Origin of the sequence: Hanstruepera flava, from assembly GCF_023634025.1 — a bacterium.
Lineage (GTDB): Bacteria > Bacteroidota > Bacteroidia > Flavobacteriales > Flavobacteriaceae > Hanstruepera > Hanstruepera flava.
This window is the reverse complement of the sequence record NZ_JALJCW010000001.1, coordinates 1,278,199-1,293,529: the sequence shown is the minus strand read 5'-3', so window position 1 is coordinate 1,293,529 and position 15,331 is coordinate 1,278,199. Positions and strand designations below refer to the sequence as shown.

Sequence of the window (15,331 nt, the reverse complement as noted above, 5' to 3'; positions counted from 1 at the left end):
TTTGTTTTTTGCAAATTTAAAATTCTTTTACTTCAATTCCATCATTTATATAAACAAGTATTTGCTTGACAACTTTAAGCTTCATTTTTGTTAAAACAGTTTTGTATTCGTCTAGTTGTAATATATGTTTATTGTCTGCCTGACCCGATTTGTAATCAATTATTACAACATCGTTTTTGTCATTTATATTCAACCTATCTGGGCGTAATATTTTTCCAGTTTCAGAAATTATATCCCGTTCATTGTAAATATTGTAATTTCCTGTAAAATAACCAGCTAGTTGAGAATGGCTTACTATACTTCTTACCAAGGGTTCTATTAGCTGTATTTGACTGATGTTGTAGGTTTTGTCGTTTTTAAACTTACTGATAGCAAGATCAACATCGTCTTCAGTTTTTATGAATGACATAATTTGGTGCACAAGATTTCCTTTTTCAATAGCTTTACCTTGAGTGGTATCCCATAAGTAACCAGAATTGGTTATGATTTTAATGTTATGACTTTCTTTGGAAACACTTATGTACTTCAATTCTTCTAAATTGTTGGGTAAATGTTTTTTTATAGAGGTATCTCTTTTTTCTTCCCCAAAATTATAGCTTGATTTAGCTTCATTCCATACATTTAATTCTTTTAGATAGCTTATAAAGAAACCAGCATATGTGTTTGGGTTTTCATCTCCTTTTGAATTTATGTCTCTTTTTGAAATAATATATAGCTGCTCAATGGGTCTTGTTAATGCTACATATAAAAGATTGAGATTGTCTAATTCCAATTCAGACTGGTGCTTGTTGAATATAGCTTGGCCTTTGTCGCCAAAATGTTCAAATTGTTTTGAATAGTTCAGCAAGGCATAGTTAAAGCCGTTATATTGATCTGAATCTAATTCAAACCATTCTTTAGGTTCTTTTTCTTGATAGATATTGAGATCTGCATAAGGAAAAACAACAACAGGAAATTCCAACCCTTTGGATTTATGAATGGTCATGATTTGTACCGCATTGAACCCTTGAGGGGAAACAATACTTAATTGAGATTTTTTGGATTCATAATAGTCTAAAAAGCCCACGATGTCTGCTTGTTTTTTACGGGTGAAATCTAAAACCACATCCATAAAATACTGAACAAAAGCATCAGAGTCAGGCACGAGGCTAAACTCTCTAATAAGTGTTTCGGCGAGTTCGAATACGGAAAGCTGGGACAAAGATGTTAGGTTCGTTTTGTAACCTAAAGCTTGAAACAATTCGGTATTGGCAATGTTTAAATAAGTTTTAAAAAACGCATGCTTGTCTGGACTGTTGTTTTTATTCGCTATAAAGTTGAGCACTTCAACTTTAATTTCTGTGTTTTCAGGCTGCGCAATTAATTGTAATACATGAATAATAAACCGGACATTTGGGGAGTTATTGATGAGCAAGGTTTCAGAAGACATAATGGGAATACCATTGTCATTCAAGTATTCTGAAACAGCAATACCTTCTTTCTTTTTTCTTACAAGAACACAAATGTCATTTAGTTCAAAACCATTGTTAAGGCAATTTAAAATAGTTTTATAAACTGCTTTGGAATAGAGTTCATCTTTATCAAATTCAGTATTCGAGTCAATCTCAAGAAAGTTCAAATTAACATAGCCTGCTTGCTTTTTTTCAATGTTTTGATCTATGGAGGAATAAAGTTTTTGATAATTTGTATTGCTAAATACAGAAGAGGAAAGGAACTTAAAAAAGCCATTATTGAAAGTTATAATCTCGTAACAGCTTCTAAAGTTTGAAGCCAGCGATATAATTCTCGGCTCAACAGGAAACGGATTTTTTGTTTTGTTGAATAAATCAATAAATTGCTCTGCTTGGCCTCCTCGCCAACGATAAATAGCTTGTTTGGCATCTCCAACCAACATAGCAGTTCCATTTTCAGCAGATAAAGCATTGTCTAAAAGCGGAATTAAATTATCCCATTGTAATTGTGAAGTGTCTTGAAACTCATCAATAAAATAATGTTTGAATTTCTCGCCTAAACGCTCATAGATAAATGGTGTGGGTTGACCTTTAATTTCATTGCTAATCAAGGTGTTGAATTCTGAAATTAGAAGCAGGTTTTCTTCAGCTTTTAATTGGGTTACTTCTTTTTGAATTTCATTTAAAACTGATAAAGGTGTGATGTTGCTATAAATGCTTTTTAAAAACTTATACAAATAAAATAAATGACGTGTTTCGTTAAATTGGGCAACAAGTGTTGGTTTTATATCGTCTAGGATTGTTTTAATGTTTTCAGGTGTTTTGGATTCAGGGTATAAGGGTTTTTCTTCAAGTTTTTGAATCCAAGCTTTATCATAATCATAATCTAGATTTAAATCTTTTAATTTTAAAAAATAGTTTGGCAAATAGGCTCTGCTGCCACCCAGAAAATCGGCAAACTCGAGGCCACATTCTGAAATAAGTGTTAATGCAGATTCTGAGATATTTACTAGGGTTTGCCCAACCTCGTGAATTTTATTTCTAATAGATTTTTTAAGCACTTTAAAATCTTGAGGCGTTTTACTTTTTAAATTGTTGAGAAAAGGCCAATCGTTTTCATTGGTTAAAAGCTTGGCAATCTTGTTAAAGTCGAAGGAAATGTCCCAACTTTTGTCATCATCTGCTTTTTCAATAGCAAAATCCACAAGTAGTTTGGTCAATTCCTTTTCTGTTCCCGCTTTTGCTATAAGTCTGTCTACAGCCTCGTTAAGTATACGATCGGTGTCCAGTTCAACTTCAAAATTTAAAGGGATTTTTAAATCGTAGGCAAATGTTCTAATTAATTTATGTGTTAGGCCGTCAATGGTTGAAATGTCAAAAGCAGCATAATTATGCAAAATCTCATCAAGTATTGTTTTACTCTTAGCATGGATGTCTTTTGCCGACAGATGCAGTTCATTACTTATTAAGTTGAATAAATCTGTTGGGTTTTCTAAAATGGAAGGGGAAGAAAATTCAGTTAGAGCCTCAAGAATTCTAGACTTCATTTCACCAGCCGCTTTGTTGGTAAAGGTAATGGCTAAAATGTGTTTGAAATGAGTAGGTGATTTGGCTTGAAACAATAATGATAAATACGACTTAACAAGCGAAAAGGTTTTACCACTTCCTGCCGATGCATTGTAAATTAAAAACGAGTTGTCTGAAGACATTAAATGAATTTTGATACAAGATAAAAACTATCAATGATTTGATAGGTATTTATTATTTTTAATTGCTACCTATTATCCTTAAATTTGGGGGAATTTAATATTAACAAGTAAAAATAGAAATTATGGCTTTCGAATTACCGAAATTAAAATATGCTTATGATGCTTTAGAGCCTCATATAGACGCACGTACAATGGAAATACATCACTCAAAGCACCATGCTGGTTATACATCTAAATTAAATGCCGCAATAGAAGGAACAGATTTAGAAGGTAAGACCATAGAAAATATTCTAACCAATTTAGATATGACTAACATGGGTGTTAGGAATAATGGAGGAGGTTTTTACAATCATTCACTGTTTTGGGAGGTTATGAATCCTGAAGACAGAGGGTATCTTTCAGGTGAATTAAAAGATGCTATTGAAGCAGAGTTTGGTTCTAAAGATGCTTTTGTTGAGGCTTTTAGTAAAGCTGCCGCTACACAATTTGGTTCAGGTTGGGCTTGGCTTTGTGTGCATAAGGGAGGCAAAGTTGAGGTGTGTTCAACACCTAATCAAGATAATCCTTTAATGCCAGGTGTCGCTTGTGGTGGAACTCCTATATTAGGTTTAGATGTTTGGGAACACGCCTATTATCTTAACTATCAAAATAGACGTCCTGATTATATTGATGCTTTCTTCAAAGTGATTAACTGGAACGAAGTTGAAAGGCGTTATGCAGAAGCAAAATAAGCCGAAATTAAAACGCACAAAGGGCGAACTAATTAGTTCGCCTTTTTTATTGTCTTGTAGTTTTGAAAAGAGTAAAAAGGTTTGAGAATTTTATATTGAAAATGAAAAAAGGTGAACAGAAGTTCACCTTTTTTGCCCCAAATCTACCATAAACTTAACCTACTTATGTTATGGTGGAGCAAATATAACGTTGCTTTTCTTAAAAGAAAAAAATTAATAGATAAACGACTAATAAATTGGCTAAAGGAAACAAAATGAAGTTTTTAACTGCAATTGTTGTGCAAAAACATAAGTCAAATAAAAAAAGGCGAACGAAAGTTCACCTTTTTTTGCCCCAAATCTACCATGAACTTAACCTACTTATGTTATGGTAGTACTAATGTAGATTTTATTTATTTAGAAACGCATAAAAAATAGATAAACTGCATTTTTTTTAGCTTAAAAGCATATTTTATCAGATAAACTGCATATTTTCAATTACTTAATAAGCACGCTCTTTGTTGCCTTCAAAGAAATTAATAAACGCTTTATTTACTACCCTGTTACCCCCAGAAGTTGGATAATTTCCTGTAAAATACCAATCACCTAAATTTTTAGGGCAGGCTTTATGTAAATTGTCTACAGATTGAAAAATAGTTTGCACTTCTGCATTAACAGTATCGTCGCAAATTAATTCTGCAATTTTATTAGAGATTTCTTCATCAGTAAATTCTGCATACAAGTCCTTAACAAAGTTTCTTACATCTTTATCTTCTAACTCTACTTGGGCCTTACATTTGTTATAAACCTCTTGTACCATATGGTATTTGTTGTTCTCTTCTAATAAATCCAACATGGCTCTAAAGGCAATTAAATCTTCAAGTCGGGCCATGTCTATGCCATAGCAGTCTGGATAACGTATTTGAGGTGCTGATGATACCACAACAATCTTTTTAGGATTAAGGCGATCCATCATTTTTATAATACTCTTTTTTAGAGTTGTACCTCTTACAATACTGTCATCAATAATCACAAGATTGTCAGTGGGTTTAATTACGCCATAGGTTACGTCATAAACGTGGGCAACTAAATCGTCACGACTGCTATCTTCAGTTATAAAGGTTCGTAGTTTAACATCTTTAATGGCTATTTTTTCAATGCGCGGTCGTTCAGACAAAATATCGGTTACTGTTTCGGCGCTTAAGCCTCCTTTCCCATCTAAAATAGCCTGTGTTTTCTTTTGGTTTAGATAGTCTTCAACCGTTTCAACCATACCAAAAAAAGATGTTTCGGCAGTATTTGGTATAAATGAAAACACGGTGTTTTTTGTGTCGTTATCAATAGCCTCAAGTACTTTTGGCATCAACAGCTTTCCAAGTTCTTTGCGTTCCTGATAGATTTCGGCATCACTTCCTCTTGAAAAATAGATGCGTTCAAACGAACAGGCTTTACGCTCTAATGGCTCAATGATTTTATGAATAGAAACATCGCCAGATTTTTTAGTAATAATGGCATGACCAGGTTCCAATTCTTTTACATCATCAAAATCAACATTAAAAACAGTTTGAATTACTGGTCGTTCTGAAGCAACCACAACAACTTCATCATCTTTATAATAATATGCAGGTCGTATTCCGGCAGGATCGCGCAAAACAAACGAATCGCCATGGCCCAATAAACCAGCCATAGCATAACCACCGTCCCAGTTTTTGGAAGCACGTTTCAATATTTTAGCAACATTTAAACGCTCTGCAATTAGCGGTGAGCATTCACTTTTACTATAGCCTTCCTTTTTTAATTTTTTGTAAGCTTTAGATACGGCATCATCAAGGAAATGGCCTATTTTCTCCATAATAGTAATGGTATCGGCTTTTTCTTTTGGATGCTGCCCTAGGTTTACCAAGCCGTCAAATAATTCATTGACATTGGTCATGTTAAAATTACCAGCAACAATTAAGTTTCTATGCATCCAGTTGTTCTGACGCAAGAACGGGTGCACACTCTCAACACTGTTTTTGCCAAAAGTACCATAACGTACATGGCCTAGTAATACTTCACCTATATATGGGATATTCTTTTTTTGAAGTTCAACATCATTGGCATATTCAGGGTGTTCTGTAAATTCTTTGTTAATACGCTCATTAATTTGGGCAAAAATATCTTGTATAGGTTGTTGCGCAATAGATCTTACACGGCTTATATAGCGCTCACCTGGCTTGGTGTCTAATTTAATACTTGCAAACCCAGCACCATCTTGACCGCGATTGTGCTGCTTTTCCATCATTAAATACATTTTGTTTACGCCATAAAAGGCACTACCATATTTCTCCTTGTAGTATTCTAATGGTTTAAGGAGTCTTATTTGTGCAATTCCACATTCGTGTTTTAATGCGTCACTCATTGTTTTAGTTATGTAATTAAAAAACGCGCTCGTTTTTGAGCGCGTTAGTTTATGTTAATTCAATTTCAAATTGTGTCAAATTTTTAAACTGCTGTAAGCGTTTAAGAACTTCAGGGTCATTTAAATCTTTCATGCGTTCTGTCCCAAATTTTTCTACGCAAAACGAGGCTAATGCCGAACCAAAAACAACCGCGTTTTTCATGTTCTCGAAAGACACATTATCTGTTCTGGCAAGATAACCAATAAAACCACCGGCAAATGTGTCACCAGCTCCTGTCGGATCAAACACTTCTTCTAATGGTAAAGCAGGCGCATAAAACACATTGTCATCATGAAATAATAAAGCGCCGTGTTCGCCTTTTTTTATCACCACGTATGCTGGTCCCATTTCATGAATTTTTTTAGCAGCAACCACCAGAGAATATTCGCCTGTAAGTTGTCTGGCCTCTTCATCATTAATGGTTATAACATCTACCTTGCTTATTACTTTATGTAAATCTTCAAGAGCATTATCCATCCAAAAGTTCATTGTGTCTAAAACCACGAGTTTAGGTTTGTGGGTCATTTGCTCCATCACGCCTAATTGAACTAAAGGATGCAGATTACCTAACATTACATATTCGGCATCTTTATAATCTTCTGGAACAACGGGATTAAAATCTGCAAGCACATTTAACTCTGTTGCCAATGTGTCACGTGTGTTCATATCGTTGTGATAGCGTCCGCTCCAAAAAAAGGTTTTACCATCCTTTACAACTTCAACACCAGAAATGTCAATGTTTTTCTTTTCTAATAGATCAAGATATTCTTTAGGAAAATCGCCTCCAACAACAGAAACAATAGACATATCAATATCAAATTGCGATGCGGCAAGACCAATGAAAGTGGCTGCACCACCAAGTATTTTATCGGTTTTTCCAAAAGGCGTTTCAATAGCATCAAAAGCAACGGTTCCTACAATTACTAGCTTGCTCATAAAATAGTTTCAAAATTTGCAGCAAATATACGGTTTTTTAACAGTTCACTATTATAAAATAACCACTCACTACTTTTTATTTTTTATTACGTTGTAAAATTATGAGGTTTGGTATAAATAAATTTAATAACTCTAGATGAAAAAATTAAAAAAAGCATTTTTATTTGCTCTAATTGTTAGTGTAGCTCTTAATGGCTTTGGATTTTTAATTGCCATTTTAAATTCGAGTTTTGAAAGCGCCTTTTTTGATTTTAAAAGGATATTTCCAATAAGCATTTCAATATTATTTATCCCTTGCTTTTTATCAGTGATATTCTTTAAACCGGATTTATTTAAAAATAAATTTAAGGCTTTGAAGCAGTTTTTAAAGCCTGCTTTAATATCATTTGTTCTTGTTTATGTAATTGTGTTTTTTAGTTTACTTCCAGATGCTAAACCCACTCATAAGTCTTTGTATATAGTTGCTTTATTCAACAGTATATTATCTGTGGTAATAACACTTTTTAGTATGCTGATATATTATCTTTTAAATACTAAAAGAGCTCATGTTAAAACTCATTTAGCAATTAAGCCATCAATAATCAAGACATTCCTCATTTTCTTTTTAATATCTATTGTTTTTAATATTCTCATTTTTTCGTTTGGAAATTCATCATGGATAAATTTTAAAGTCCCTTTTCATCTTTTTACTAAAGGCCTATTAATTACCATGTTTTCTTTTTTTGCTTTTCAGTTTGTTTTTAATAAAGGAAGAAAAACGTATTTAATTATTATGGTATATGTTGTAGGAGTTTTGTTAATTCCATTTGTCTTTACGGAATTGTATTCTGACTTTTCTTTTGAAAATTTTATTAAAAAGCTTAATGTAAATTTATCTATAATTGCACCTTATTTTTTATTAATAATGTTGGCAATTCATACTTATTTTATTGTTTTGGCTAATAAACTTGAAAAAGAATCCTTAAAACTAACTAGTGTTTCGGTCAACATAAAATATCAGCAATTAAAGGCGCAATTGAGTCCGCATTTTTTGTTTAATAACATAAGTGTTTTAACAGGTTTAATTGAGGAAAATCCTGAAAGAGCTGTTTCTTTTTCTGAAAAATTATCAGCTATTTATCGCTATTTTTTAGATCAAGAAAACAAAGATTTAGCGTTTTTAGATGAAGAAATATCGTTTGGCAAAAAGTATATGGATTTATTACAGATACGTTATGAAAATGCCTTAAGCGTCACATTTAATTTAAATGACACTAACAACTATTATATTTTACCATTTGCCTTGCAACAGGTTTTTGAAAATATAATAAAACACAATATAATATCAATTGAAAAACCCATGAGTGTTCAAGTGAATTTAGAAAATGATTATCTGGTTATTATCAATACACTTAACTTAAAACCAGATGAGAATACAAATACTAAAACAGGTTTAGAAAACTTAAAAAAAAGATATTCGTATTTTTCAGATCGATTAATTCTCGTCGATTCTGATACTGAAACTTACAGTATAAAATTACCTTTGCTTAAAGCTTAATTAATATGCAGGTTGTAATTGTTGAAGACGAATTGGTGTCGAGTAGACGCCTTGAACGTATGCTTGCCGATTTAAATTGTGAAGTATTGGCATCAATAGTATCAGTAAAATCGGCAATAAAATGGTTGCAAACTCACAAACACCCAGAAATTTTGTTTTTAGATATTCAGTTATCTGATGGCATATGTTTTGAAATTTTTGATGAAGTTAAAGTTGAAAGCGCCATTATTTTTACAACCGCATTTAGTAATTACAGCTTGAAAGCTTTTGAATACAAAAGCATATCCTATTTGCTTAAACCAATTAATAAAGAACAACTTCAAAAAGCTATTTTAAAGACGAACACATTTTTAATAAACAATAATGAAATATCAGATTTAAAAGAGCACATAACAAATAAACAAAACAACAACTATAAAGATAATTTTACAGTAAAAGTTGGAAACAAAATTAGAATAGTAGATGTTAAAGATATTTCATGTTTTTACAGTTTAGATAATGCTTCATATTTGCATGCAGAAGGAAGTAATTATATTATAAACTATTCACTTTTAAGTTTGAATGATGTTTTAAATCCAAATCATTTTTTTCAAGTAAGTAGAAAGTGTATTATAAATAAACAGAAACTAGAGAGCTGTCATCGTATAAAAGTCAACAGATTTAAAATTGAAATGGAAAATTTTAATGAATTTGAAATATTTGTAAGCAGAGAACGAATTAAAGCTTTTAAGGATTGGATTGAAGCTTAATTATTTTCTGCCAAAATCTGCTGGAATTTCTCCCCAAGCTTTGGTCTCCCATTTTACAATGGTTGTTGTGTAGTTATTGGTTTTTAACCAAGTGACGGCTCGGTCTACCAGTTCAAAAAGAGGTTTGTTTTTGTCTGTCCGTTCTAATTTGGTGTTGGCTGTTTTCTTTTTTATCCAACTGATGGCTGTTTTAGAGTCGGTGTAAATAATACGATTGCTGTTTTGTTTTTTAAGAAAAGCTAATGCATGTACTATGGCTAAAAACTCGCCAATATTATTGGTGCCCTCTTCAAAAGGACCTTGATGGAACAAACGTTTTTTGGTTTTGGTATCAACACCTTGATATTCCATTTTTCCGGGATTGCCACTAGAGGCTGCATCAACCGAAACGGAATTGTAATTGGGTTGCCCAATTTTTTTTAGCTGTTCGTCAGATAGTTCGCTAACAAATTTTTTAGTCTTTCCAATATAGTCTTTGTAATTGCCTTTATAGGCTTTTTTAGCGGCTTCAAAAGAAGTGAATGATTTGTACTGGGCACCTTCAAAGTCTTTTATTTGTGCTTTGCAATCTTCCCAACTTTCAAAAACACCGGTGTGGTGCCCTTTCCAAACGGTATAGTATTTCTTTTTCTTTTTACTCATATTCTTCCCATGAAAGTGGGAATCTCTTTAATTCATTAACTGTTTATTAGATGCTTCGACAAGCTCAGCATGACAACATAGGCTTTATTTATTTAATAACTTTTCAACTACTTTAGGAAAATGCTCCATTTCCAGTTTATGAATTTTTGCCGCTACATCATCGGCCGAATCGTTTGAAGAAACTTCACATTTTGCTTGAAAAATAATAGCACCTTCATCATAGTTTTCGTTCACATAATGAATGGTAATTCCAGTTTCTCTTTCGTTGTTTGCAACTACGGCTTCATGCACATGCATGCCGTACATGCCTTTGCCTCCATATTTGGGTAATAACGCAGGGTGAACATTAATGACTTTATCAGGGAATTCATTTAAAATACGCTCCGGAAATTTCCATAAAAAACCAGCTAGTACAATTAAATCAGGATTGTTATTTTTTAAAATATTCAACACATCATCAGTTTCTGTAAAGGCTACTCGGTTGAAAGACAGCGCACTAACCTTAAGGTTTTTGGCCCTGTCAAGAACTTTGGCACGAGGATTGTTGGTAAGCACTTGAATAACAGATACATTATCGCTGTTGTGAAAAAACTTAATTAAATTTTCAGCATTAGTACCGCTTCCGGACGCAAAAATTACAACTCGTTTCATTTTACAGAAAATAATGTTCATTAGTTCGAACAAAAAAAAGAATAAATATTAACAATTAGAAGGCAAAATTGAAATACTTCAATCTAATTTTAGTAAATTACAATCACATTTTTAAACTAAAGGTGTGTTTTAAAAATAAAGTTTTTTATTTTTGCCCACTAATTAAAACTTAAAATTAAAAGATTATGTCAGACATTGCATCAAGAGTAAAAGCGATTATCGTAGACAAATTAGGTGTTGATGAGAACGAAGTTGTTACTGAAGCAAGCTTCACTAACGATTTAGGAGCAGATTCATTAGACACTGTAGAATTAATTATGGAATTCGAAAAGGAATTTGATATTCAAATCCCAGATGATCAAGCTGAAAACATTGCAACAGTTGGTCAAGCTATCTCTTACATAGAAGGCGCAAAATAATTCAAAAACAATTTATGGAGTTAAGGCGAGTAGTAGTTACTGGTTTAGGAGCATTAACACCTATAGGCAATACCAAAGATGAATATTGGGATGCGCTTATAAGTGGTAAAAGTGGTGCTGCGCCAATAACGTATTTTGATACTGAAAAGTTCAAAACAAAATTTGCTTGTGAGCTTAAGAACTTTAACGCAACCGATTTTCTAGATAGAAAAGAGGCTCGTAAAATGGATAGGTTTACACAATACGCTATGGTAGCATCTGACGAAGCTATTGCAGACTCAAAACTTGATCTTGACAAAATAAATAAATTACGTGTAGGCGTTATTTGGGGTGCCGGAATTGGTGGATTGGAAACGTTCCAACAGGAAGTTTTAAATTTTGCCGATGGTGATGGTACACCTAGATTCAACCCATTCTTTATTCCAAAAATGATTGCGGATATAGCACCTGGTAATATTTCCATAAAGCATGGTTTTATGGGTCCAAATTACACAACAGTTTCAGCATGTGCCTCTTCGGCAAATGCTATGATAGATGCTTTGAACACGATACGTTTAGGACATTGTGATGTTGTGGTAACTGGTGGTAGCGAAGCTGCTGTTACTATTGCTGGAATGGGAGGTTTTAATGCTATGCACGCTTTATCGACTAGAAATGAAAGTCCAGAAACAGCCTCAAGACCTTTTGATGCTACCAGAGATGGGTTTGTATTGGGTGAAGGTGCTGGAGCAATAATTCTAGAAGATTACGAACACGCAAAAGCAAGAGGTGCAAAAATATATGCTGAAGTTATTGGAGGAGGTTTATCTTCTGATGCGTATCATATGACGGCTCCTCACCCAGACGGTATTGGTGTTATTGCTGTAATGAAAAATTGTTTAGAAAATGCTGGTATTCAACCAGAAGAAGTGGATCATATTAATACGCACGGAACATCAACACCTTTGGGCGATGTTGCAGAGTTAAAAGCCATTTCTGAAGTGTTTGGAGATCATGCTAAAAACATTAGTATTAATTCAACAAAATCAATGACAGGTCACTTGCTAGGTGCTGCAGGAGCTATTGAATCCATTGCTTCAATTTTAGCTATGGAACATGGTATGGTGCCACCTACAATAAACCATGAGGTTGTTGATGAAAATATTGATCCAGAACTTAATTTAACATTAAACAAAGCACAAAAACGAGATGTAAAAGTTGCTATGAGCAACACATTTGGTTTTGGAGGACACAACGCTTGCGTACTGTTCAAGAAATTAGATTAATTCTCGAATGAAAAACATTCGTAACATATTGAATTCCCGTTCTAAAAAAGGCGGGAATTTTTTTGTATCTGTTCAAAATATTTTAGGGTTTAAGCCTAAAAATATTAATTACTACAAAACAGCCTTCACACATCGCTCCATGAACATAAAGGATGATGAAGGCCACCCTATTAATTACGAACGGTTAGAGTTTTTGGGAGACGCGATGTTGGGTTCAGTTATTGCGTCGCATTTGTATATGGAAGTTCCTAGTGGAGACGAAGGCTATCTTACAAAAATGCGCTCAAAAATTGTTAGTCGCGAGCATTTAAACGAACTTGGTAAAGACCTTAAATTAGTCGATTTGGTTGAAAGTAAAATCCCTAAAGGTCAATTTGGCGACAATATTTACGGTAATTTATTTGAAGCATTAATTGGAGCTATCTTTTTAGACAGAGGGTATAAGTACTGCGAGAAGTTTATTTATAAAAAAGTTATTATACCGTATGTTGATATTGAAAAACTGGAAGGTAAGGTTATCAGTTATAAAAGCTTATTAATTGAATGGTGCCAAAAAGAGAAAAACACTTTTGATTATAATGTTTATGAAGATACTGGGAATGATGATATTCGTCATTTTTCAGTTAAACTATCTATAAATGATAAAATAGTATCGAAAGCGCGAGCCACTTCCAAAAAGAAAGCCGAAGAGAAAGCTTCCAAGCGTGCTTATTTTGTTTTTCAAAATCAAATTTCACGGGCAATTTAGTTTTTTTGATCCATCTGTAAAACCGCTCTCAACTATAACGTTTTCGTAATATTTAAGGGTTAACTTTAAACAAAAGTTAATTTATTTATAGGTTTTATGCACTATATTTACAATTAATTAGTAACCCATAATGGCAACTCAAAAGTTAGTTCTAGACAATTTTATTGACGAACAGGAATTTACTTTAATAGGAATTCATTGTGCTATAGAAAATTACAGATTGGCTTATTTATTAAACCAATATTGTAATTTAAAGTTAGCGCGAAAATCTAAAGATTTAGATTTTATATATAAGGCTCAATATCCTATTTATGAATGGTGCGATACCAAAAAGCTTACAACCTGGAATTTGGTATCAAACAATTGTAAGGTTCGTATAGATTTAAATCAAGGATCTGGAACACTTTTTACAGAATCGGGTTCAGTAAAGAATTATTATTTAATTCCTGAATATCAAAAAGTAAATTATTTTTTAAAAATAAGTTCAGATACGATAAATGATAGAAAACTAAAACTTATTTTAAACAAGATTCAAAACATTCCCCAAATAGTTACGGCTTACTCGGTTAAGCCAGATACGTTAAAGTCAAAAAATAACTTAATATTTTATTAATGCCTAAAAGAAAGAAAACAAAAATAGTAGCCACATTAGGACCGGCAACAAGTTCTAAATCTGTTTTAAAAAGCATGTTGGATGAAGGTGCCAATGTATTTCGAATTAATTTCTCCCATGCTAATTACGACGATGTGAAAGAACGCATAAATATGATACGTGAGTTAAACGAAGAGTTCGATTACAATGCAGCTATTCTTGCCGATTTACAAGGTCCTAAATTGCGTGTTGGTACTATGAGAGGTGAAGTTGTTGTTAATGAAGGCGACGAAATTGTTTTTGCTACAGGCAAACGTTTTGAAGGTACCAAAGAGCGTGTGTACATGACCTATGAAAGTTTTCCCCAAGATGCTAAACCTGGCGAGCGTATTCTTTTAGATGATGGCAAACTAATTTTTGAAGTAGTGTCAACCGATAAAAAAAGCGAAGTAAAAGCTCGTGTTATTCAAGGAGGTCCATTACGCTCAAAAAAAGGCGTGAATTTACCAAATACCAATATTTCGCAGCCAGCACTAACCGAGAAGGATATAGAAGATGCTCTTTTTGCCATTGAACAGAAAGTAGATTGGATAGCCCTATCCTTTGTTCGACATGCCGAAGACCTTATGCAATTGGAAGAGCTAATAAGTGAACATAGCGACCATAAAATACCAATAATAGCCAAAATTGAAAAACCGGAAGCTGTTGAAAATATTGACAAGATTGTAGCGTATTGCGATGGATTAATGGTAGCTCGTGGTGATTTGGGTGTTGAAATTCCTGCTGAAGAAGTTCCGCTTATTCAAAAAAAATTGGTGCTTCGTGCCAAGCAAGCTAGAATCCCAGTGATTATTGCTACGCAAATGATGGAAACCATGATTTCCAGCTTAACGCCAACACGAGCCGAAGTTAACGATGTTGCCAACTCGGTTATGGATGGAGCAGATGCCGTTATGCTTTCTGGAGAAACGTCTGTTGGTAGTTACCCTGTACAGGTTATTAAACAAATGTCTGATATTATAAAGAGCGTAGAAGACTCCAGCTTAATTAAAGTACCGCAATTACCTCCGCATATTCGTACCAAACGATACATCACCAAATCTATTTGCTACCATGCAGCCAACATGGCAAACGAAATTGATGCCAAAGCTATTTCTACATTAACTAATAGTGGCTATACAGCGTTTCAGATTTCGGCTTGGCGACCAAGTGCCCACATTTTGGTGTTTACCTCTAACCGTAGAATACTAACCCAACTTAATTTACTTTGGGGCGTTAAAGCGTTTTATTACGATAAGTTTGTAAGCACCGATGAAACTATAGAAGACGTTAATGCTATTGCCTGTAAAAAAGGTTATTTAGAAGAAGGAGACATGTTGGTAAGTTTAGCTGCCATGCCAATTCAAGACAAAGGTATGGTAAATACGTTACGGGTTACCGAAATTACAACCTGTAGTTTTTAGATAGAAAGACAAAAATAA

Annotated in this window: 13 protein-coding genes; 8 read left to right on the top strand and 5 right to left on the bottom strand. The window is 33.4% G+C overall.

The genetic code is table 11. The features are described from left to right. Positions 1-16: 16 nt before the first annotated feature. Complete coding sequence (locus MTX13_RS06035) at positions 17-3,160, bottom strand: UvrD-helicase domain-containing protein (RefSeq protein ID WP_250433498.1); 3,144 nt, start codon at positions 3,158-3,160, stop codon at positions 17-19. 122 nt (positions 3,161-3,282) lie between these two features. Here MTX13_RS06035 and MTX13_RS06030 point away from each other — a divergent pair, with 122 nt between their 5' ends. Next, positions 3,283-3,891 carry a superoxide dismutase gene (locus MTX13_RS06030; RefSeq protein ID WP_250433497.1) on the top strand — a complete coding sequence of 203 codons (609 nt, stop codon included), beginning with the start codon at positions 3,283-3,285 and terminating at the stop codon, positions 3,889-3,891. A 481-nt stretch (positions 3,892-4,372) separates the two neighbouring features. Here the strand turns inward: MTX13_RS06030 and MTX13_RS06025 are convergent, their stop codons facing one another. Both MTX13_RS06025 and MTX13_RS06020 read right to left on the bottom strand, forming a co-directional pair. Beyond that, a complete protein-coding gene (locus MTX13_RS06025) occupies positions 4,373-6,271 on the bottom strand; it encodes an amidophosphoribosyltransferase (protein WP_250433496.1) in 1,899 nt (632 codons plus the stop codon). Positions 6,272-6,320: 49 nt separating this feature from the next. Continuing rightward, a complete protein-coding gene (locus tag MTX13_RS06020; RefSeq protein ID WP_250433495.1) occupies positions 6,321-7,247 on the bottom strand; it encodes a PfkB family carbohydrate kinase in 927 nt (308 codons plus the stop codon). A gap of 136 nt (positions 7,248-7,383) precedes the next feature. On the opposite strand from MTX13_RS06020, the gene MTX13_RS06015 reads away from it, so the two are divergent. Beyond that, positions 7,384-8,784: a sensor histidine kinase gene (locus MTX13_RS06015; protein WP_250433494.1), complete on the top strand. Its 1,401-nt coding sequence runs from the start codon at positions 7,384-7,386 to the stop codon at positions 8,782-8,784. A 5-nt stretch (positions 8,785-8,789) separates the two neighbouring features. After that, positions 8,790-9,533, top strand: a complete 744-nt coding sequence (locus tag MTX13_RS06010; protein ID WP_250433493.1) for a LytR/AlgR family response regulator transcription factor — start codon at positions 8,790-8,792, stop codon at positions 9,531-9,533. On the opposite strand, the gene MTX13_RS06005 is transcribed toward MTX13_RS06010, so the two are convergent. Together MTX13_RS06005 and purN are read right to left on the bottom strand one after the other, a co-directional pair. Continuing rightward, on the bottom strand, positions 9,534-10,175 hold the full coding sequence (locus MTX13_RS06005) for a ribonuclease H1 domain-containing protein (RefSeq protein WP_250433491.1): 642 nt from the start codon (positions 10,173-10,175) through the stop codon (positions 9,534-9,536). An 84-nt stretch (positions 10,176-10,259) separates the two neighbouring features. Next, positions 10,260-10,826 carry a phosphoribosylglycinamide formyltransferase gene (gene purN / locus MTX13_RS06000; RefSeq protein ID WP_250433490.1) on the bottom strand — a complete coding sequence of 189 codons (567 nt, stop codon included), beginning with the start codon at positions 10,824-10,826 and terminating at the stop codon, positions 10,260-10,262. Between the two features lie 185 nt (positions 10,827-11,011). On the opposite strand from purN, the gene MTX13_RS05995 reads away from it, so the two are divergent. From MTX13_RS05995 to pyk, 5 genes are all read left to right on the top strand, one after another. Beyond that, on the top strand, positions 11,012-11,245 hold the full coding sequence (locus MTX13_RS05995; RefSeq protein WP_223032432.1) for an acyl carrier protein: 234 nt from the start codon (positions 11,012-11,014) through the stop codon (positions 11,243-11,245). 14 nt (positions 11,246-11,259) lie between these two features. Beyond that, positions 11,260-12,510 (top strand): beta-ketoacyl-ACP synthase II, encoded by a 1,251-nt coding sequence (fabF, locus tag MTX13_RS05990; protein WP_250433489.1) that lies wholly within the window; start codon positions 11,260-11,262, stop codon positions 12,508-12,510. 7 nt (positions 12,511-12,517) lie between these two features. After that, a complete protein-coding gene (gene rnc / locus MTX13_RS05985) occupies positions 12,518-13,258 on the top strand; it encodes a ribonuclease III (RefSeq protein WP_250433488.1) in 741 nt (246 codons plus the stop codon). Positions 13,259-13,388: 130 nt separating this feature from the next. After that, the gene (locus MTX13_RS05980; protein ID WP_250433487.1) at positions 13,389-13,871 is read left to right on the top strand and encodes an IPExxxVDY family protein; all 483 of its coding nucleotides are present in this window, start codon (positions 13,389-13,391) and stop codon (positions 13,869-13,871) included. Continuing rightward, entirely contained in the window at positions 13,871-15,313 is a 1,443-nt protein-coding gene (gene pyk / locus MTX13_RS05975; protein ID WP_250433486.1) for a pyruvate kinase, read from the top strand. The genes MTX13_RS05980 and pyk overlap by 1 nt, the downstream gene beginning before the upstream one ends. The last annotated feature ends 18 nt before the right edge of the window (positions 15,314-15,331 follow it).

Coding starts and splice junctions, on each gene's coding strand:
- MTX13_RS06035 (WP_250433498.1), bottom strand. CDS start 3,160: ATGTCTTCAGACAACTCGTTTTTAATTTACAATGCATCGGCAGGAAGT.
- MTX13_RS06030 (WP_250433497.1), top strand. CDS start 3,283: ATGGCTTTCGAATTACCGAAATTAAAATATGCTTATGATGCTTTAGAG.
- MTX13_RS06025 (WP_250433496.1), bottom strand. CDS start 6,271: ATGAGTGACGCATTAAAACACGAATGTGGAATTGCACAAATAAGACTC.
- MTX13_RS06020 (WP_250433495.1), bottom strand. CDS start 7,247: ATGAGCAAGCTAGTAATTGTAGGAACCGTTGCTTTTGATGCTATTGAA.
- MTX13_RS06015 (WP_250433494.1), top strand. CDS start 7,384: ATGAAAAAATTAAAAAAAGCATTTTTATTTGCTCTAATTGTTAGTGTA.
- MTX13_RS06010 (WP_250433493.1), top strand. CDS start 8,790: ATGCAGGTTGTAATTGTTGAAGACGAATTGGTGTCGAGTAGACGCCTT.
- MTX13_RS06005 (WP_250433491.1), bottom strand. CDS start 10,175: ATGAGTAAAAAGAAAAAGAAATACTATACCGTTTGGAAAGGGCACCAC.
- purN (WP_250433490.1), bottom strand. CDS start 10,826: ATGAAACGAGTTGTAATTTTTGCGTCCGGAAGCGGTACTAATGCTGAA.
- MTX13_RS05995 (WP_223032432.1), top strand. CDS start 11,012: ATGTCAGACATTGCATCAAGAGTAAAAGCGATTATCGTAGACAAATTA.
- fabF (WP_250433489.1), top strand. CDS start 11,260: ATGGAGTTAAGGCGAGTAGTAGTTACTGGTTTAGGAGCATTAACACCT.
- rnc (WP_250433488.1), top strand. CDS start 12,518: ATGAAAAACATTCGTAACATATTGAATTCCCGTTCTAAAAAAGGCGGG.
- MTX13_RS05980 (WP_250433487.1), top strand. CDS start 13,389: ATGGCAACTCAAAAGTTAGTTCTAGACAATTTTATTGACGAACAGGAA.
- pyk (WP_250433486.1), top strand. CDS start 13,871: ATGCCTAAAAGAAAGAAAACAAAAATAGTAGCCACATTAGGACCGGCA.